Below are 20,651 nucleotides of genomic sequence, written 5' to 3'. Positions count from 1 at the left end.
CGCCGAGGACACCGAGCCCGCCGAGACCGCGCCCGAGGTCACGGTCTGACCGGACGACCTCGCCTACGTCATCTACACCTCAGGCTCGACCGGCGCCCCTAAGCCGGTGGCCGTACGGCACGGCCCGCTCGCCGAGCTGGCCGAGACCTTCCGGCGGCTGCACGGGTTCGGCCCCGGCGAACGGGTGCTGATGATCCCGCCGCTGACCTTCGACGCCGCCGCCGGGGACGTCTTCCCCGCGCTGATCAGCGGCGCGGCCGTGCTCCCCTGGCGCGACCCCGCCGCATTGACCGGCCCCGGCCTGGTCGAGCTCTGCCGGGCGCACGGGGTGACCATGGTCGACACCGCGTCCGCGCTGTGGCAGAAGTGGGTCGCCGAGCTGGCCGCGGCGGAGACTCCGTTCGACTGTCCACTTCGGACGATGATGGTCGGCGGCGAGGCCGTCCCGGTCGCCACCGTCGCGACCTGGGCGCGGCTCACCGACGGCCGCGTCGAGCTGCACAACCACTACGGCCCGACCGAAGCGACCGTCTGCGCGACCAGCTATCGCACGGTCGACGGCTCGGAGCTGGGCGGCGCGGTCCAGCTGCCGATCGGCACGCCGCTCCCGCATGTCCGCGCCTACGTGGTCGACGAGCGGCTGCGTCCCGTGTTGCCCGGCGTCCCCGGCGAACTGTGCCTCGGCGGCGACGCGCCCGCGTGCGGCTATCGCGGCCGGCCCGGCCTCACCGCGGAGAAGTTCGTGCCGGACCCGTTCGGGCCGGTCCCCGGCGCGCGGATGTACCGCACCGGCGACCTCACGCGACTGCGCGGCGACGGGCAGTGGGAGTTCCTCGGCCGGGTCGACCGGCAGCTCAAGGTCCGCGGCCACCGCATCGAACCCGCCGAGGTCGAAGCGGCCTGCCGCCGCCACGATCGCGTGCGGGACGCACTGGTCGTGGCCAGGGACGACCGGCTGGTCGCCTATCTCGTGGCGGCTCCGGACCTCGACCCGCTGGAGGTCCGCGCCGCCCTTCGGTCCGCGCTGCCCGGCTACCTGGTGCCGGACGCCTTCGCCGTGCTGGCAGCGTTGCCGCTCAACACCCACGGCAAGGTCGACCACCGCGCGCTGCCCGAGCCCGAAGACACCGCCGCGACCGAGTTCAGCGAGCCCCGCGACGGCGTCGAGCGGCGGCTCGCCGAGATCTGGGCGTCGGTGCTGGACAAGGACCGGATCGGCAGGGACGACGACTTCTTCGTGCGCGGCGGGCATTCCCTGCTCGCGGGCACGCTGATCGCCAGGGTCCGGGCCGAACTCGGCGTCGACGTCCCGGTACGGACGCTGTTCGAGGCCACCACGCTCGCCGCGTTCGCCGAGGCGGTGGAACGGCACTCGGACCCGGAGTACCACGAAGACGACCCGCTCGGCGAAGTGCTCGCCGACAGCGTGCTCCCGGACCACTCGATCCCGCGGTTTTCGCCCGCCCAGACCGAAGCGGCCATCCAGCGGGCGATGGCCCCCAGGACCGTGCTGCTCACCGGCGCGTCAGGCTTCCTCGGTTCCCACCTGCTCGCCGACGTCCTGCGGCACACCGAAGCCGAGGTGCGCTGTCTCGTGCGCGCGGGCAGCCCGGCCGAGGGAGCGGCCAAGATCGAGCAGGTCCTGCGCGCCAACGAACTCTGGGACGACGCGTCCGCCCACCGGATCGTCGCGATCCCCGGCGACCTCGCGGCCGGGAACCTCGGCCTGACCGAGCCCGAACTCGACGCGCTCGCCCGGGGCCTCGACCTCATCTACCACTGCGGCGGCGAGGCGAACTTCCTGCGGCCGTACAGCCAGCTGCGGCCGGGCAACGTACTCGGGACCGGCGACCTGCTGCGGCTGGCGTGCCGGGACGGGATCACCCCGGTGCACCTGGTGTCCTCGTTGGGCGTCTACCCGCTGGAACGGGACGCGGTGATCACCGAGGACGTCCCCCCGGACGATCCGGCCGGGCTGAGCCGGGGCTACGAGCGCAGCAAGTGGGCGGCCGACAAACTCGCCAGGTCCGCCCGCGACGCCGGGCTCCCGGTGACCGTGCACCGGCCCGCGCGGGTCACCGGCGACAGCCGGACCGGCATCGGCCCACTCGGGGACCGGTTCGCCAACCTGCTGCGCTGCCTGGTGTTGCTGGGCTCCGCACCCGTGGAGGACTTCACGCTGGAGGAGGACATGGCGCCGGTCGACCACGTCGCCGCCGCGATCGGCTACCTGTCGCGGCGCCGGTCCGCCTACGGCCGTGACTTCCACTTCCACAACCAGCGCACGATCCGGTTCGGCGAGGTGGTGGCCACCCTGCGCGAGTCCGGCCACCCGATCCGGGAGATCCCGTTCGACGACTGGTACGCCGAACTCACCGCGCTGGCGGCGGCGACGGCGGATCCGGCGCTGAGCGCGATCACCGCGATGGTCGGGCGGGAGTCGGCGCCCCGGCGCACGGTCTTCGACTGCTCGCACACCGAGATCGTGGTCGCGGCGGGCGGGCTCGTCTGCCCGCCCGCCGATCGCAAGCTGCTGCGGCGCTACCTCGACCACTACGTCCACATCGGACACCTGCCCACCCCGGCCGGGCACACCGACGAGGAGAACCGATGAACACCACCATGGGGATCCGCGGCTTCCTGCTGCTGTGGTCGGCCCAGCTGGTCTCGATCGTGGGGTCCGCGCTCACCGGGTTCGTGCTCGGCGTGTGGACCTACGAACGCAGCGGCTCGGCCACCCAGTTCGCGCTGATCATGCTGTCCGGCGCGATCCCGGCGCTGCTGATCGCCCCATTCGCAGGTGCCCTCACCGACCGCCTCCACCGCCGCCGGATCCTGGCCGCCGCCGACTGCGTCGCGCTGGCCACCGTCGGCGCCCTCGCGCTGCTGATCTCCTCGGACCAGCTGCAGACCTGGCACATCTACCCCGCCACCGCGCTCACGGCGATGTGCGGCACCGTCCACCAGATCACCTTCAGCGCGATGATCCCGCTGCTGGTGCCGAAACAGCACCTGAGCCGGGCGAACGGCCTGTCCCAGGTGGTGTTCAGCGCGCAGATCGCCGCGCCGATCGTGGCCGGGACGCTGCTGGCGGCCGTCGGGCTGCGCGGCGTGGTGCTGGTCGACCTGGTGACGTTCGGGGTGTCGCTGCTGGTGGTCCTGCTCGTGCCGCTCCCCCGGGCAGCGGTGCGCACGGCCTCGCCGGAACCCGGCGCGCCCTCGATCTGGAGCCAGGTGCCGGACGGCTGGGCGGAGCTACGCCGACGTCCCGGCCTGACCGGGCTGCTCGCAGTGCTCGGCGGGTTCTACTTCTGCTTCGGGATCGCGGGAACCCTCGTGCGGCCGCTGGTGCTTTCGTTCGCGGGCCCGACCGGGCTGGGGTTCCAGGTCTTCGCGGGCGGCTGCGGCCTGTTCGCCGGCAGCCTGGTGATGGGCGTCTGGGGCGGGCCGAAGAAGCGGATGCGCGGGATCGCGCTGTTCATGGCGATCGGCGGGGTGGCGCTGGCGATCCACTCCCTCGCGCCGTCGCTGGCGCTGGTCATCGCGATCGGCCCGTTCTTCCTGTTCACCCTGCCGGTGATCACCGGCACCGCGCAGACGCTGCTGCAGACCAAAGTGGACCCGGCGAACCTTGGCAAGGTGATGGCCACCTCGCGGGCGATCTCCCAGGCCGCGAGTCCACTCGCCTACATCGTCGCGGGCCCGCTGGCCGACGGCGTGTTCGAGCCGCTGATGCGCCCCGGCGGCGGCCTCGCGGGTTCGATGGGCCAGCTCATCGGGACCGGCCCCGGCCGCGGCATGGCGCTGATGTTCCTGCTGGCGGGGGTGCTGCTGGTGGTGCTGGGCGCGCTGGCGGCCAGGCCGTCCCTGCGGCGGGTGGAGGACCTGCCCGACCTGATGACCGAAAGCACCGGGGAAGACGTCCGTGAACCCGCCGTCGTCCCGGCGATCCGAGAGGGGCAGCGAAAATGACCACCACGGAAACCAGCACCCGGATCCCGGTGCGCGTGCTGGCGGCCGACCCGTTCTTGCGGGTAGGACTGGAAAGCGCGCTCGGCGAGTGCCCGGAGTTCACCTTCGACCGCGACGGCACCGGGGTCCAGGTACTCGCGGCCGACGAGATCGACGACGCCGTCCTGTGCGCCATCCGCGCCGCGAGGGAGCGGAAAAGCACCGTCCTGCTGGTCGTCGGCAAGGTGGACGCGAGCACGGCGGTGCGAGCGATCGAAGCGGGCGCCTGCGGAGTGCTGCGACGCGAACAAGCCTGCGCGCAGACGCTGATCTCGGCGGTCCGGGCGGCCTCCACCGGCCACGGCACGATGTCACCCGATCTGCTCAGCGGCCTGTTCGAGACGGCGGGACGGCTCAGCTCAACCCCAGCGGCGCCCAGCCTCGACGCCCGCGAGCGCGACGTGCTGCGAATGGTGGCCGACGGCCACGAGACGGCGGAGATCGCGTCCGCACTGGCCTACTCGACCCGCACCGTGACCTCGATCGTGCACGACATCACCCACCGCCTGCGCCTGCGCAACCGCGCTCACGCCGTCGCCTTCGCGCTCCGTCAAGGCCTGATCTGACAGCTGCGGACCACGAACCCATGCTGCGGCCGGGCGCCGCCCGTCTTGTTTCGTCTGCAACTTCCCCAAAGGGGTGATGGCCAAGCTTTTTCGATGCCTCTCGGTAATGTATCTTTACCCAGTTGAGTGATGACCATACGTTCGATTTATGGTTGCATAGAGGTGTGACCAGCTCACCTGCCCCGCTCCTCACACCGCCACAGGACCTGTGGCGGTCAGGATCACGCGAACTCGCGGAGACCCTCCATCGTTTGACGGAGACTTCGCGGATCGTCGACGCCTCGATCGGGCGTGTGCTGGCCGAGATCGACGCTCAAGGCGCGAAAGAGCTGTACGGGTACGTCAATACGGCGCGTTTCCTAGCCGATGCCGAGCGGATGACAGTGCGAGACGCGAAGAAGCTCGTGGATCGGGCCACCGCGATCAACCCCGGTCGAAGACTCGACGGCTCCGACGACCCACCCGTGGCGCCACTGACCGGCGCTGTCGCGACGGAAGGTGTCCTCGGAGCCGGCACATCGACACCATCGTCGGTGTCATGGCGAAAATCCCCACCGGCGCGACCGACGAACAACGCGTCGACGCCGAAGAAATCCTCGTTGATCTCGCCCGCAAAGCGTCACCGGCCGAGGTGCACCAGGCGGGCCAGAACATCCTCGCCAGACTCGACCCCGACGGACGCGAACCCGACGACCGCGAACCACTGAACCCCCTGCGGACGTTGCGGTTCCAGCGGAAACGCAACGGACGGCTGGGCATCCTCATCGAGGTCGACCCCATCCTCGCCGCCCAAACCCGCGCCGTCCTCGACCCGCTCGCCGAACGACGCACCACCGACGAAGGCGAACCCGACACCCGATCCATGGCCGAACGCTACGGCGACGCCTACGGAGAGATCATCGGGCTGGTCATCGCCAGCCCGGAACTCCCCATCCAGGCCGGGGACCACACCCACATCGTCGTCACGATCCCCTTCGACATACTCAAAACCGGGTACGGGCAAGCCTGCCTGGACTTCACCGAGACAATCAGCGCCACCGACGCGCGCATCCTGGCCTGCGACTGCGGCATCATTCCCGCCGTCCTCGGCACCGAAGGCGAACCCCTCGACGTCGGCCGCATGAAACGCATCGTCACCCCCGGACAACGCAGAGCCCTGCGCATCCGCGACCGTGGGTGCGGCTTCCCCGGCTGCTGCCGCAAACCCAAGCACTGTCAGGCACACCACATCGTGGATTGGATCCTCAATGGACAATCCAATATGGACAACCTGGCGCTGTTGTGCGCCCACCACCACCGGCTCATCCACCGATCCCCCTGGCAAGTCCGCATCGCCAAGGACGGACTGCCCGAGTTCATCCCGCCGGACTATCTCGACCCGCTACAGAAGCCCCGGCGGAACACCATGCACCCGCCCCTCGCCTCCGCGAGCTGAACCACCCACAGCCAAGCCGGTGACCCCGCCACCACGGCGGGGCCACCGGCCTGCCCACACGACTGAACATGAACGGCACCGCGCGTGGGCCAGATGAATTGACGCACCCCATCGACCCCACCCGGGAATCAGCGGCGGGTTTCGACCTTCAGGTCGCCGCTGGTGAACGCGCGGCCCCGGTCGCTGGCGAGCAGGTCGTGCGGGATGCCGAGGCCGATCGCGCTGGCCTCGTCGAGGCGGGCCAGCTGGGCGGTGGTGAAGTCGACTTCCAGGGCGCCCAGATTGCCCTCCAGCTGCGCGGGGGTGCGCGCGCCGATGATCGGTGCCGTCACGCCCGGGTTCCGCAGGGTCCAGGCCAGCCCGACCTGGGCGGGTGTGCGGCCCAGCTCGGTAGCGACCTCCTTCACGACGTCCGCGATGTCGAGGTTGCGTTCGGTGACGTCGCCGTTGGCGATGTTGAAGCCCTTGCGGGTGCCGTCGGCAGGTACCGCCGCGGCCAGGTCGTCGCGGCTGTACCTCCCGGCGAGCACCCCTCCGGCCAGCGGTGAATAGGGGATCACCCCGAGCCCCAACTCGCGTGCCATGGGGATCAGGTCACGTTCCCCGGTGCGCTGGGCCAGGCTGTACTCGATCTGCAACGCGACCAGCGGCGACCAGCCACGCAGGTCGGCGATCGCCTGCATGCGCGACACCTGCCAGGCCGGGGAGTTGGAGATCGCCACGTACAGGACCTTGCCCTGGCGGACCAGATCGTCCATGCCGCGCAGGATCTCCTCGACCGAGGTCGTGAAATCCCACACGTGCAGGTGAGCAGATCGAGGTAGTCCGTGTTCAGCCGTCGCAGGCTGGTCTCCACCGACGCCACCATGGTCTTGCGGTGACTGCCGCCGGAATTCGGGTCGCCTGGGCGGCTCAGCGTCGAGTATTTCGTCGCCAGTACCAGGCTTTCGCGGGTGTCGCGGATGAAATCGCCGAGCAGGCGCTCGGAGCTGCCATTGGTGTACGTGCTCGCGGTGTCGATGAAGTTGCCGCCGCGCTCGACGTAAAGGTCGAACAGCTTGCGCGCATCGTCCTGCTCGGCGCCCCAGCCCCACTCGGTGCCGAAGGTCGCCGCGCCCAGCGCCAGCGGCGAGACCCGCAGCCCGGAGCGGCCCAGCAGCCGGTACGTGTCGAGGGTGAGCGACATCGTGTCCTCCTGTGCTTGTGATCCGTTGTCGAAAACGATCCGTTGTCGAAAACAGAGTCTGTGCTCGCCGCGAGCCGGGGATAAGGGAAAGGACTTCCTGGGAAAGCCAGTCCTACCCTGCGGTGGATCGAGCGGTAAGATCGAAGACAATGACCCGCACCGTGGACAGGGGATCGCCCACCTGCGCACCGCGTGGGCCGCGCATCCGGAGGATCAGGCGTTGACCGACCTCATCGCCGAATTCACCGCCGGTGACAAGGAGTTCGCGCGGTTGTGGGCCGAGCGGGACGTCCAGGTCAAGGGCCGCGGGCGCAAAGTGCTGCGGCATCCTGACGTCGGCCTGATCGCGGTGAATTTCGAAACGCTCACGCCACTTCAAGATCCGGACCAGCTCTTGGTGATCTACCGCGCCGCGGACGATGAGAGCCAGTCTGCCTTGGATCGGTTGCGCGCACGGGACATGGGCTAGCGCTTCAGATCAGTCCATTGCGGACGGCGTAGGCCGCGGCGTGGGCGCGGTTGCGGACGCCGAGGGTGGCCATCAGGTCATAGAGGGTGTTCTTGACCGTGTGCTCCGACCAGCCGAGTTCGGCCGCGATCTCGCCGTTGCTGTAGCCCTCGGCGATCAGCCGCAGCACCCGCAGCTCGCGCTCGCCGAGCTGCGGCGTGTACACCGGCTCGCCGTCCATCCGGCCAGTGTACGGCCCGGCGCCGCCGGGCCCTCAAGATCACCGCGGCAGGGTCGAGCAGCGCGCGGCCGGATCGGCGGCGACGGTGTGCAGGACCTGGACGAACCGGTCGGTGAAGGTCTTCGCGGCCCCTTCGGTGAACAGATCGCGGTCGTAGTGCACCGTTCCGGTGAGGCCGCCCAGGTGCTCACGGACCGTCACGAGCACGTCGAACGGGTTGCCGCCCTGGCCTGCGCGCCAGGGCTCGGTGCGGACGCCGTCGAGGCGTAGCCGGTCCGCGAGCGCGCCGAGCAGCTGGAACGCCACCTGCGCCACCGGGTTCCGGCTCAGGTCGCGCGGCGTGCGCAGCGCGGTGACCAGCCGGTCGAACGGGACGTCCTGGTGCCGGAAGCCGTCGAGCACCGCCTTGCGTACCGATCCCAGCAGCTCGCCGTAGGTCGGGTCGCCCGGCGCGCGGACCCGCAGCGCGAGGGTGTTGACGAAGAGCCCGACCAAGTCCTCCGCCTCGAGCGAGGAGCGGTTGCCGGTGAACGTGCCGATGACGAGGTCGTCGCGGCCGGTGCTCCGGCGCAGTTCGAACGCGAACGCGGCGAGCAGCGCCATGAAGCCGGTCGCTCCGGCGCCGGTGGCGATCGCGTCGAGGGCGTCGGTGACCGGGCGCGGCAGGGAGAATTCCACCGAGGCGTCGAGCTGCCCCTGCCGGGCGGGCCGCGCCAGGTCGCCGGGCAGTTCGAGCACGCGAGGCGCGCCGTCCAGCGCCGACTTCCAGTACGCGAGCCCCTCGGCGGAGGTCTCCTGGCCAGCGGTGAGCGCGTTGTACGGGACAGTCAGTTCCGGCAGATCGGGCCGTTCGCCTGCCCTGCGCGCCCGGTAGCACTCGGCGAGGTCGCGCCAGAGGATCTCCATCGAGGTGTCGTCGGCGATGATGTGGTGGATCACCGCGAGCAGCGTGCACCGGCCGGGTTCACCGCGGATCAGCGCCAGCCGCAGCAGCGGCCCGCGGGCGAGGTCGAACGGGCGCAGCACCTCCGCGTCGACGAACTCCTCCGCCGGGCCGTCGACGACCGTCAGCGGGACGCCGGGCTCGTCGGCGACCACCAGTTCGGGCTCACCGCGCCGCGACCGGAACGTCGTGCGCAAGGTCTCGTGCCGCCGGACGACGTCGGTGAGCGCGTCTCGCAGGGCGTCGGCGTCGAGCTCGCCCTCGCAGCGGTAGGCCTCGTACATGGTGTACATCGCCGACGGGCCGGACAGCTGGTCGAGAAACCACATTCGTTGCTGCGCCGGGGAAACCGATCGTCCCGTGTGGACGGTGCGGACCGTCAGCACCGCATCGGCGGCCAGCACGGCCAGCCGCGCGACGGTCGGCGCGGTGAACAGGTCCGCCGGTGAAAGCCGCCGCCCCAGCGCGCGGGACACCCTGGCACAGATCTGGGTGGCGGCCAGCGACCGGCCGCCGAGCTCGAGGAACGGGTCGTGGATGCCGACCGGGGACACCCCGAGCGTGTCGGCCCAGATCTGCGCGATGACGGTCTCGGTGTCATCGCGGGGCTCGGCGTAGGCGACGTCCAGTGCGGGGCGGGCGCCGTCCGGGGCGGGCAGGGCGGTGCGGTCGGTCTTGCCGCTGGGGGTGAGCGGGAGGGCGGCCAGTGCGATCCAGACCGTCGGGAGCATGGGGTCCGGCAGCGTGCGGGCCAGCCACGCGCGAAGGTCGGCGAGTGCGGGAGCCTGGCCGGGGGCGGCCACGAAGTAGCCGACGAGCCGGTCCTCGTGCACCGCGACCACGGCCGCCGTGAGCGCGGGATGGCTGTGCAGCGCGGCTTCGATCTCGCCGAGTTCGATCCGGTTGCCGTGGATCTTGACCTGGTGGTCGATCCGGCCCAGGTACTCGATCGTCCCGTTGCCGCACCGGCGCGCGAGGTCGCCGGTGTGGTAGAGCCGCTCGCCCGGCGTCACCGCGAACGGGTTCGGCACGAACCTTTCCGCGGTCAGCGACGGCCGGTTCAGGTACCCGCGGGCCAGCTGGACCCCGGCGATCGTCAGCTCGCCGTCGACGAGGTGGATCCGCGTGTTCGCGATGGCCCGGCCGATGGTGACGGGCACCCCGGGCAGGCATTCGATCGCGGTGACGTCGACGGACGCCTCGGTCGGCCCGTACAGGTTGTGCAGCTCGCAACCGACTTTCCGGTGGAACCGCTCCGCCAGCTCGTCCGGCAGGGCCTCACCGCTGCACAGCACGCGGCGCAGCGGCAGCCGCGGGACCGGTTGCGCCAGGAACGCGCGCAGCATCGACGGCACGAAATGCGCCGTCGTGATCTCTTCTTCCACCAGCACTTCCGTCAGATACGCGGGGTCGCGATGCCCACCGGGACGCGCCATCACCAACGTCGCACCCACCGAGAGCGTCCAGAAAAACTCCCACACCGACACATCGAACCCAAACGGCGTCTTCTGCAGCACCCGATCCACCGGCGTCAGGCCATACTCCGCCTGCATCCACCGCAACCGGTTCACAATCCCCCGATGCTCGACCACCACCCCCTTGGGGCGACCGGTCGACCCGGACGTGTAGATCACATACGCCGCGTTCTCACCGCGCACCACCACATCCACCGGCGTACCAGGCTCATCGAGATCCATCAACATGCCCGGGGAGACCACCACCTCGGCACCCGAATCCTCAACCATGAACCGAAGCCGTTCCGCCGGATACCCCGGATCCAACGGCAAATACGCACCCCCCGCCTTCAAAATCCCCAGCAACGCCACAACCAACTCCACACCACGCTCAAGCCGGACCCCGACCACCGACTCGACACCAACACCCAACGACCCCAGCCGACGCGCCGCCTGGTTCGACAACACCTCCAGCTCCGCATACGACACCTCGACATCACCGGACACCACCGCCACACCCCCAGCAGCCACCCCCTCGGCCACCAAGTCCAGCAGCGTTCCCTCGTACTTCACGCGTCCTCACCCACGGTCTGCCGGACCACGGCACGCGGCCTGATGGTCGCCCGGATCCCCGGCGACGCCGCGAGCGGCGGGTACCCGGCGACCGCGGCGGTGAGGGCTTCGACGGTCGGGTGGTCGAACAGCGCGCGCACCGGGACGTCGACACGCAACGCCGAGCGCAGCCGGACCGCGATCCGGGTGGCGACCACGGAATGCCCGCCGATGTCGAAGAACTCGTCGCGCACGCCCACCCGCTCGACGCCGAGCACCTCCGCCCAGACCTCCGCGACGAGGGCCTCGGCCGGGGTGCGTGGCGCGAGGTGCTCCCGTTCGGCCGTCTCCGGGCCCGGCGCGGGCAAGGCCGCCCGGTCGAGCTTTCCGGCCGGGGTCAACGGGAACTCGTCGAGCACCACGAACCCGCTCGGCACCAGGTAGTCCGGCAGACTGCGACCGAGTCCGGTTCGGACGTCCGTTATGGACAGTGCCATGCCGTCGGCCGGTACCACGTAAGCGGTGAGCTCCAGCTCGCCGGTCGGCGTGGGTGCCGGCTGGACGACGGCGTCGCGGACGCGGGGATCGGCGAGCAGCACGGCCTCGATCTCCCCGGGTTCGACGCGGTGGCCGCGGATCTTCACCTGGTGGTCGGCCCGGCCGAGGATCTCGACGTGCCCGTCCGGATACCGGCGCGCGAGATCGCCGGTGCGATAGAGCCGGGCACCGGGCCGCGTGGCGTGCGGATCGGGCACGAACCGGTCGGCGGTCAGCCCCGGCCGCCCCGCGTAGCCACGGGCGAGGCCGTCTCCGCCGAGGTAGACCTCACCGACGACGCCCAGCGGAACGGGCGCCAGCTGATCATCGAGCAGCCGGACGTCGGTGTTGGCCACCGGTTCCCAGGCCGTGACGGTGTCACCGTCGAGCCTCGCCACCGTCGACCAGATCGTGGTTTCGGTGGGCCCGTACAGATCCCACAGCGCGGCGCCGCCCGCGGTGAGCCTGCGGGCCAGCTCGCCGGGCAGCTTCTCGCCGCCCGCGAACACGGTCAGCCCCGGCTGCGGTGTCCAGCCCGAGTCGAGCAGCAGCCGCAGCCCCGACGGCGTGGCCTGGATCGTCGACGGCCGGGCCCGCTCGATCAGCGCGGCCTGGCGGTGCGGATCGACGCACTCCTCGGCGGTCGCGAGGACGACCTCGCCGCCGACGAGCAGCGGCAGGTAGAGCTCCAGCGCGGAGATGTCGAAGGAGATCGTGGTCAGTGCGAGGACCGCGGAACCGGGCGCGAGGCCGGGCCGCTCCAGCATGGACAGCAAGAAGTTCGCGAGCGCCCCATGGCTGATCATCACGCCCTTCGGCCGCCCGGTGGAGCCTGAGGTGTAGATGACGTAGGCGAGTTCGTCGCCGTCCGGCCCGGACTCGTCGAGGGCCGCGCTCGGGGGCGAAGGGGCGTCGACCAGCACCACCGTGTGGGAAGCATCGCCGAGCGGCCCCGCCAGTGATGCCTGGGTGAGCACCACCTCGACGGCCGAATCGCCGAGCACGTACGCCACCCGTTGGGCCGGGTAGCGTGGGTCGATCGGCAGATAGGCGGCACCCGCACGGTGCACCGCGAGCAACGCGACGAGCATTTCCGGGCGCCGCTCGAGCAGCACGCCGACCAGCGAGCCGCGCCGGACGCCCTGCTCGCGCAGGCGCCGGGCGAGCCGGGTGACCTGCTGGTCGAGCTCCCGGTAAGTCAGGGTGACGTCGCCGCAGCGCACCGCGGGCGCTGCCGGGTTCGCCGTCGCGGCGGCGGCGAAGAGCTCGGGCAGGGTCTCCCCTGTCCGTTCCGTCCTGGCGGGATTCCAGGTCCGCACCAGCGCGTCACGGTCGGCGTCCGGCAGCCCGCACCGACGTGGTTCCTCTCCTGGCGCGGCGAGGATCCGCTCCAGGACGTGCCGGTACAGCCGCGAGAGGAAGCCCAGGTGCCCGGCGGCGATCCGGTGGGTGAACGCCTCCAGCACGAAGGCGCCCGGCACCGTCGACACCGACAGCCCGAACTCGTTGGGGGTGCTGTCGGCGACCTCGTCGAGGTCGACTCCGCCGTCTTCGAGCACGTGCATGTCGGTGTGGTTGAAGAACACGTCGATCAGCGGACTTTGCCCGCCCCAGGCGGCCTGCATCGCCGGCAACGGGAAGTGCCGGTGCGGCCACATCGCCGTCTCCTCGGCGAACACGGCCCTGGCCAGCGCGGGCCAGTCGGGCGCGACGGGGGCCGGGAACGGGACCGTGTTGAGGAACATGCCGCGGACCTGGTCGCTGCCGTCCCGTTCGAGCCTGCCGTTGGTCACCAGGCCCGTGTGGAACGGGCGGTCGTTGGCCGCGAGCGTCCGCAGCACGGTCAGGTGTGCGGCGAGCAGCAGGCTCTTGAGCGGCACTCCGGCCGACGCGGCGGCGGCCCGCAAGTCCGCGGTCAGGTCGGCGAACGGCACCCGGGCCGTGCGATAGACCCCGTCGTCCTCGCCCGCCCACCCGGACGGGAGGGTGAACCGGTCGGCGGCGGAGACCCTGGACGCCCAGTGGTCCCGGTCCACTGTGGACCGCAGTGACCCACGCTCCCGCGCGATCGCGTCGGCGAACCGCACGGCGGGCGGTTCGACCGGCCCGACGACGCCGCCACGGACGCCGCGATAGTCCGCCAGCAGCTCGGCGACCAGCGAGTTCTGGCTCCAGCCGTCCAGGATCGCGTGCACGTAACTGAACGAGAGCCGCCACTCGCGCGCGGCCAGCCGGTGGACGTGCAACCGCAGCAGCGACGGCCTGAGCAGGTCGAACCCGCGCGCCCGGTCCTCCGCCACGAACAGCCGCACCCGCTCCGCCTGGTCCTCCGCCGATAGCGCGCGCAGGTCCTCGCAGGTGACTTCGAGGGTCGCGTCCGCGTGGACCAGCTGGAGCGGCGCGACCCCGGTGAAGTCGATCGAGGTGCGCAGGATCTCGTGCCGCTCGACCAGGCGGCGCGCCGCTTGTCGCAGCGCGGTCAGTGAGAACTCGCCGTCGTCGTGCACGGGATAGCCGAGGTTGTTCAGGTACAGCCCGCGGTCCGCGCCCGCGAGCATCTCGTGCACCATGCCCGCCTGCGCCAGCGAAAGCGGATAGGCGTCGGTGACGTCGTCGGGCAGCAGCTCTCGCTCTTCGTCGCCGAGCAAGGAAAACGGTGCGACCGAGACCTCGGGCACGACCGCCGCGCCGCTCAGGCCAGCGGCGAACTCGGCCACCCGCTGGCGGCGGAACAGGTCCTGCACCCCGGCCTCGATGCCTTCGGCGCGCAGCAGGCCGACGACCCGGATGGCGCGCAGCGAATCGCCACCCAGTTCGAAGAAATTGTCCTCCGCGCCGACCTGATCGGCGCCCACGGCCGCCGCGAAGGCACGGGCCACGGCTGCCTCGGCGACGGTCCGGGGAGCGATGAACCGCCCGGCGAGGTCGGTCCGCGTGCCGTCCGGGGCGGCGAGCCCCTTGCGGTCGGTCTTGCCGCTGGCGGTCAGGGGCAGCGTGTCGAGGGCGACCCAGATCGACGGCAGCATGGGTTCGGGCAGCGTGCGGGCCAGGTGTTCACGCAGCTCCCCTGGCGCTGGGATCCGGCCCGGCGCGGGCACGAAGTACCCGACGAGCCGGTCGTCGTGGACCGCGGCGGCGGCGGCGTGCACGTCCGCGTGCTCGACGAGGGCGGCCTCGATCTCGCCGAGTTCGATCCGGTTGCCGTGCAGCTTGACCTGGTGATCGATCCGGCCCAGGTACGCGACGCGGCCGTCCGGGAGGCGGCGGGCGAGGTCGCCGGTGTGGTAGAGCCGCTCGCCCGGCGTCACCGCGAACGGGCTGGGCACAAACCGTTCGGCCGTCAGCGAGGGCCGGTTCAGGTAGCCGCGAGCCAGCTGGATCCCGGCGATCATCAGCTCGCCGGGCACACCGACGGGCACTTCGCGCAGCTCGCGATCCACCACGTGGATCCTCGTGTTCGCGATGGCCCGGCCGATGGTCACCGGCTCCCCAGGGCGGCATTCGATCGCGGTGACGTCGACGGACGCCTCGGTCGGCCCGTACAGGTTGTGCAGCTCGCAACCGACCATGCTGGCGAACCGCTCGACGAGGTCGTCGGGCAGCGCCTCACCACTGCACAGGACACGCCGCAAAGGCAGCGGTGGCAACGGTTGCGCGAGGAAGGCCCGCAGCATCGACGGCACGAAATGCGCCGTCGTGATCCCCTGCCCGGCCAGCACCTCGGCCAGATAGCCAGGGTCGCGATGCCCGCCGGGACGCGCCATCACCAGCGTCGCACCCGCCGAGAGCGTCCAGAAAAACTCCCACACCGACACGTCGAACCCAAACGGCGTCTTCTGCAACACCCGATCCACCGACGCCAGGCCATACTCCGCCTGCATCCACCGCAACCGGTTCACAATCCCCCGGTGCTCGATGACGACCCCTTTTGGGCGACCGGTCGACCCGGACGTGTAGATCACATACGCCGCGTTCTCGCCGCGCACCAACACATCCACCGGCGTACCAGGCTCGTCGAGATCCATCAACATGCCCGGCGTGACCACCACCTCGGCACCCGAATCCTCGACCATGAACCGAAGCCGTTCCGCCGGATACTCCGGATCCAACGGCAGATACGCACCACCCGCCTTCAAGATCCCCAGCAACGCCACGACCAGTTCCACGCCACGCTCGAGCCGGACCCCGACCACCGACTCGACGCCCACACCCAACGACCTCAGCCGATGTGCCGCCTGGTTCGACAACACCTCCAGCTCCGCATAGGTCACCTCGACATCACCGGACACCACCGCCACACCCCCAGCAGCCACCCCCTCAGCCACCAGGTCCAGCAGCGTGCCGCCGGGGAACGGCATTTCGGTTTCGTGCCACCACGCCAGCTGCGTCTGCTCGGCTTCGCTCAGCCAAGCCAAGTCGGCGAGGCGCGCGCCGGGGTTCGCGACGATGCCGCGCAGCAGCTCGACGAAATGCAGGCCCAGCCGCTCGACGGTGTCACGGTCGAACAACGCGACCGGGTACTCCAGCACCCCGGCCAGCGTCCCGTCCGGCTGCTCGGTCAACTCCAGGGTCAGGTCGAACTTCGCACTGTGCCAAGGGGAATGCACCGGCTCGGCGTGCAGGCCGCCCGCGGTGAACTCGGCCCGGCCGGTGTTCTGCAGTACCAGCATCGCCTGAAACAGCGGGTTGCGGGACAGGTCTCGATCCGGCGCCAGCTCGTCGGCCAGCCGCTCGAACGGCGCGTCCTGGTTGGCGTATGCCTCGAGGGTGTCGTGCCGCGCCCGGCCCAGGAAGTCCTTAAAGGACATGTTCGCGTCGAGCCGGGCCCGGAGCACCAGCGTGTTCAGGAACAGGCCGATCAGGTCCTGGGTCTCGGCGCGGGCCCGCCCGGCGATCGGGGTGCCGACGGTGACGTCGTCCTGCCCGGCGTACCGGCCCAGCAGGACCTGGTAGGCGGCCAGCAGCACCATGAAGGTCGTCGCGCGATGCGCCTTGCCGAGTTCGGCGACGGCACCGGCGAGCCCGGCGTCCACGGTGAACCGCAGGATTTCACCGCGAGGGTCATGCACCGGGGGGCGGGGATGATCAGTCGGCAGGGTCAGCGGCTGTACCCCGTCGAGGCGACGGCGCCAGTAGTCCACCTGGGTCGCCACGGCCTGGCTTCCGGCGTGCTCCCGTTGCCAGGCGGCGAAGTCGGCGTACTGCGTGGGCGGCTCGGGCAGCGTGGTGCCACTGTAGAGAGCGGCCAGCTCGCGCGCGACGATCGACGCCGACCAGCCGTCGTAGGCGATGTGGTGCACGACCAGCAGCAGCACGTGCTCGGTCCGCGACAACCGCAGGATCCGGACCCGCAGCGGGTGGTCCTTCTCGAGGTCGAACGGCTGCGCCGCCTCCTCACGCGTGACCTCGGCGACAGCGTCCTCGCAGACGTCCATCATGGTCAGGTCGACGTCGCCCGCTCCGACGACCTGCTCGGGAACCCCGTCACGCTCGGCGTAGGTGGTCCGCAGGACCTCGTGCCGCGCCACGATGGTCCGCCAGCAGGACCGTAAACGCTCGACTTCGAGCACGCCGTGGAGCCGCCACGCGGAGGTGACCACGTACTCGGTACCGCCGGGGCGGAGCTTGTCCAGGACCCACATCCGCTGCTGGGCAAGGGAAAGCGCCAGCGGACGGCTGCGGTCGGCCGACGGCGCCGCGCCGGGGCGGACCGGCGTCGCGCTCGCCAGGTACCGGTCCAGCAGCTCCTGGCGCCGGGACTGTTCGGTGCTCATCGCTCCCCCTGCGGGTCGATCCGGGTGTTCGGTGCCGGGCTCTCGGACTGGCCCGCTCAGACTGGGCCGCTCAGACTGGGCCGCTCAGGATGTCGCGTCCTCGCGCATCCGTTCGCGCAGGCTCAGCGGGCGCATGTCGGTCCACACCTGGTCGATGTGGTCGAGGCACTCCTGCTTCGGCCCGCGCTTGCCCTCGAACCGCCAGCCCGCCGGCAGCTCGCGATCCACCAGCCAGAGGGAATACTGCTCTTCGTGGTTGAGCACGACACCGTAGGTGCGCTCGTCCTCGCTCATCCCGACCTCCTCGCGTACGGCGGGCACACCTGTCCCCGCGACAGCCGAGCCTGGCCGGTCCGGGACGCGACGGACAGAGAAGAACACGCAGAAACGAAGGCACCGACGTTCGCCCGCGAGACCGCCGACGCGACCCTGGCCACGGAGCCGCCGGGCGGTCACCCTGGCGTCATGACCATGCCCGGTGACCTGCCACTGTCCTTTTCCCAGGAGAGACTGTGGTTCCTCGACGCGCTGCGGCCCGGCGGGACCGAGTACCTCCTCCCACTGACCCTGCGGGTGCGCGGCGACCTGGACGTCAGGGCGCTGAGCCGGTCGCTCGACGCGTTCACCGCCCGGCACGAGGTGCTGCGGACGCGGTACCTCGGCCGCGAGGGCGTCCCCGTCCAGCTCGTGGACGAGCCAGCGCCGGTGCCGCTGCCGGTGGCGGAGGTCCGCGAGGCCGAGGTCGACGACGTGATCGCCAGGGAGCTGAGCCGGGCGTTCGACCTGGCCACCGAGCCGCCGCTGCGTGCCAGGCTGCTCCGGCTCGCCGCCCGGGAGCACGTCCTGCTGGTCGTGGTCCACCACATCGCGTTCGACGGCGCGTCCTGGGACGTCCTGGCGGCCGAGCTGCGCGAGCTGTACCGCGCGTTCACCACCGGCACCGAACCCGAACTGCCCGCGCTGCCCGTCCAGTACGCCGATTTCGCGCTCTGGCAGCGGGAAGACGCGGCGGCCAGGCTCGACGGGCAGCTCGCCTACTGGCGCGAACGGCTGGCCGGACTCGGCCCGCTGGAGCTGCCTGCCGACCGGCCACGCGGGCCCGTCTGGGATCCCGCGGGCGCCGGGACCCGCGTCGACGTGCCCGCCGCGCTGGCCGACCGGCTCACCGCGCTCGCGCGGTCCCACCGGGCCACCCCGTTCATGCTGTTGCTGGCCGCCTACCAGGTGTTCCTCGGCAGGCACACCGGCGGCACGGACATCGCCGTCGGCTGCCCGGTCGCCGGCCGGACCCTGGCCGAGGTCGAGAACCTGGCCGGGTTCTTCGTCAACACGCTGGTGCTGCGGACGGATCTCGCCGGCGATCCCTCGTTCGGGGACCTGCTCGACCGGGTGGCCACGACCGCGCTCGACGCGTTCGGCAACCAGGAGGTGCCGTTCGACTGGCTGGTCGGCGAGTTCGAACCGGACCGCGACCTGTCCCGCAACCCGCTGGTGCAGGCGGTGTTCGGCCTGCACGAGGTGCCTGCCGACCGGTTCTCGCTGCCCGGCCTCGCCGTCGAAGAGTCCGATGTGGACTGGACGGCCTCGTCGTTCGACCTCGGCCTGCAGTTCGAACACCGCCCGGACGGCTCGCTGACCGGGACCCTCACCTATCCGACGGCCCTGTTCGATCCCTCGACCGCGGCGCGCCTGGCCGCGCGTTTCCGCCGTCTGCTGGAGAGCATCGCCGAAAACCCCGCGAACCGCCTGAGCGAACTGGACCTGACCCCGGCCGCGGAACTCGGCGTGCTGATCGACGACTGGGGGTCGGTGCCGTGGCCGGGCGAGGCAACCGGGTGCTTCCCGGAGCTGTTCGCCCGCCGGGTCGCCGCGGCACCGGACAGTCTCGCGGTGCTGTCCGGTGGCCGGGAACTCACCTACGCCCAGCTCGACGCCAGGGCGAACCGCCTGGCGCGGCACCTGCGCGCGGGCGGGCTCGGGCCGGAGTCGACGGTCGGCGTCTGCGTGGAACGCGGCCTCGACGCCGTGGTCGCGCTCGTCGGTGTGCTGAAGTCCGGCGCGGCCTACGTGCCGTTCGACCCGTCGAACCCCGCCGACCGGCTCGCGTTACTGGTCGAGGACGCGCGCACGGCGGCCGTCCTGACCCAGGAGCGGTTCGCCGGGCTGTTCGCCGGGTCGGGCTGCCCGGTGATCGCGCTGGACCGGGACCACGCCGCCATCGACGCCGAGCACTCCGGCAGTCCTGAGTGGACTGTCCAACCAGAACACCTCGCGTACGTGATCTACACCTCGGGTTCGACCGGCCGCCCCAAGGGCGTCCAGATCCAGCACGGTTCCTACGCCGAGCACGCGCTGGTCATCGCCGGGGAGTACGGGATCACCGCGGCCGACCGGGTGCTGTCCCTCGCTTCACTGGCTTTCGATGGCTCACTGGAGCAGCTCGGCGCGCCGCTGCTCGCGGGTGCGTCGGTGCTGGTGAGCGACCCGCTGTTCTGGGAGCCGGAGGAGCTGGCGAACCAGCTCGGCAAGCACCGGATCACCAGCTTCAACATCACGCCGCACTACTTCCGCGAGCTGCTGGGGGTGCTCGCGCCCGGCGACCCGCGGGCGGCCCACCTGAAGATGATGAACGTCGGCGCCGACGTCGTGACCACCGAGGACGCGCGCCGCTGGCGGGAGCTCGGGCTGCCGGGCCGGTTCGTCGCGTGTTACGGCCCGACGGAGGCGACGATCTCGAGCTTCCTGCACTGGGCGGCGGAAGAGGACCTGACCGCCACGACCCTCCCGATCGGCAGGCCGGTCCCCGCCACCAGCGCGTACGTGCTCGACCCTGCCGGACGGCCGGCACCGGTCGGCGTGCCGGGGGAACTGCACCTCGGCGGCCTGCGCGTGGCTCGCGGCTACCTGCGCAGACCCGGCCTCACCGCGGACCGGTTCGTCCCCGACCCGTTCTCGCCCACCCCGGGCGCGCGGCTCTACCGCACCGGCGACCTGGCCCGGTTCCGCGCCGACGGGACGGTCGAGTTCCTCGGCAGGATCGACCGGCAGGTGAAGATCCGCGGGTTCCGCATCGAACTCGGCGAGATCGAAGCCGCCCTCACCGCCCATCCCGCGATCCGGGCGGCCGCGGTGGTGGCCAAGGACCTCCCGGACCGTCAGCTGGTCGCCTACGTCGTCCCGGCACCGGGCGGCGCGGACCTCGAAGCGCTCGGCACACACCTGCGGGCGCACCTGCCCGAGTACCTGGTGCCGGGCCTCTGGGTCACGCTGGACGCCCTCCCGCTGACGCCGAGCAAGAAGGTCGACCGGGCGGCCCTGCCCGACCCGGAGCTCAGCCGCTCGACCCTCGCGGAACCGTTCGCCGCACCGGCTTCGGCGGTGGAGCGGGCGCTCGCCGGGATCTGGAGCGAGGTCCTGCGGGTCGAGGAGATAGGCGCCCACGACGACGCAGTCGATGCCCAGTAGCTCCGACCACACCTCGGCGACGGCCTGCTCGACCGGGGT

The 20,651-nt window shown here is 71.2% G+C and carries 10 protein-coding genes and 2 pseudogenes; 7 read left to right on the top strand and 5 right to left on the bottom strand.

The annotated features are described in order from the left end of the window. Positions 1–61 precede the first annotated feature (61 nt). The 5 genes and pseudogenes from QMK34_RS30110 to QMK34_RS30090 form a co-directional block, all read left to right on the top strand. Positions 62–697: pseudogene (locus tag QMK34_RS30110) on the top strand (AMP-binding protein); the annotation flags it as partial. 81 nt (positions 698–778) lie between these two features. After that, positions 779–2,614 carry a thioester reductase domain-containing protein gene (locus tag QMK34_RS30105; RefSeq protein WP_326417897.1) on the top strand — a complete coding sequence of 612 codons (1,836 nt, stop codon included), beginning with the start codon at positions 779–781 and terminating at the stop codon, positions 2,612–2,614. Beyond that, entirely contained in the window at positions 2,611–3,972 is a 1,362-nt protein-coding gene (locus QMK34_RS30100; RefSeq protein WP_326417894.1) for an MFS transporter, read from the top strand. The genes QMK34_RS30105 and QMK34_RS30100 overlap by 4 nt, the downstream gene beginning before the upstream one ends. Then, the gene (locus tag QMK34_RS30095) at positions 3,969–4,577 is read left to right on the top strand and encodes a response regulator transcription factor (protein WP_326417893.1); all 609 of its coding nucleotides are present in this window, start codon (positions 3,969–3,971) and stop codon (positions 4,575–4,577) included. The genes QMK34_RS30100 and QMK34_RS30095 overlap by 4 nt, the downstream gene beginning before the upstream one ends. 538 nt (positions 4,578–5,115) lie before the next feature. Beyond that, positions 5,116–6,012, top strand: coding sequence for an HNH endonuclease signature motif containing protein (locus tag QMK34_RS30090; protein ID WP_326417892.1), 897 nt, complete (start codon positions 5,116–5,118; stop codon positions 6,010–6,012). A gap of 128 nt (positions 6,013–6,140) precedes the next feature. Here QMK34_RS30090 and QMK34_RS30085 read toward each other — a convergent pair. After that, a pseudogene (locus QMK34_RS30085) lies at positions 6,141–7,198 on the bottom strand (aldo/keto reductase). Here QMK34_RS30085 and QMK34_RS30080 point away from each other — a divergent pair. Continuing rightward, complete coding sequence (locus QMK34_RS30080; protein ID WP_442785247.1) at positions 7,188–7,667, top strand: MmyB family transcriptional regulator; 480 nt, start codon at positions 7,188–7,190, stop codon at positions 7,665–7,667. The pseudogene QMK34_RS30085 and the gene QMK34_RS30080 sit on opposite strands and share 11 nt — an antisense overlap. Before the next feature lie 4 nt (positions 7,668–7,671). Here the strand turns inward: QMK34_RS30080 and QMK34_RS30075 are convergent, their stop codons facing one another. The 4 genes from QMK34_RS30075 to QMK34_RS30060 all read right to left on the bottom strand — a co-directional run bounded on the left by QMK34_RS30075 (position 7,672) and on the right by QMK34_RS30060 (position 17,441). Beyond that, positions 7,672–7,887, bottom strand: a complete 216-nt coding sequence (locus QMK34_RS30075) for a response regulator transcription factor (RefSeq protein WP_326417891.1) — start codon at positions 7,885–7,887, stop codon at positions 7,672–7,674. A gap of 39 nt (positions 7,888–7,926) precedes the next feature. After that, the gene (locus QMK34_RS30070) at positions 7,927–10,857 is read right to left on the bottom strand and encodes an amino acid adenylation domain-containing protein (RefSeq protein ID WP_326417890.1); all 2,931 of its coding nucleotides are present in this window, start codon (positions 10,855–10,857) and stop codon (positions 7,927–7,929) included. Then, positions 10,854–17,147 (bottom strand): non-ribosomal peptide synthetase, encoded by a 6,294-nt coding sequence (locus QMK34_RS30065; protein WP_326417889.1) that lies wholly within the window; start codon positions 17,145–17,147, stop codon positions 10,854–10,856. Before QMK34_RS30065 ends, QMK34_RS30070 begins: the two co-directional genes overlap by 4 nt. Before the next feature lie 84 nt (positions 17,148–17,231). Beyond that, entirely contained in the window at positions 17,232–17,441 is a 210-nt protein-coding gene (locus QMK34_RS30060) for an MbtH family protein (RefSeq protein WP_326417888.1), read from the bottom strand. A gap of 171 nt (positions 17,442–17,612) precedes the next feature. Between QMK34_RS30060 and QMK34_RS30055 the strand changes: the two genes are divergently transcribed. Further along, positions 17,613–20,612, top strand: a complete 3,000-nt coding sequence (locus tag QMK34_RS30055; protein WP_326417887.1) for a non-ribosomal peptide synthetase — start codon at positions 17,613–17,615, stop codon at positions 20,610–20,612. The last annotated feature ends 39 nt before the right edge of the window (positions 20,613–20,651 follow it).

The sequence above is a fragment of the Amycolatopsis sp. H20-H5 genome (assembly GCF_035828755.1).
Taxonomy (GTDB): domain Bacteria; phylum Actinomycetota; class Actinomycetes; order Mycobacteriales; family Pseudonocardiaceae; genus Amycolatopsis.
Note: the sequence above shows the minus strand (reverse complement) of the source record. Positions and strands in the feature narration are given on the sequence as shown.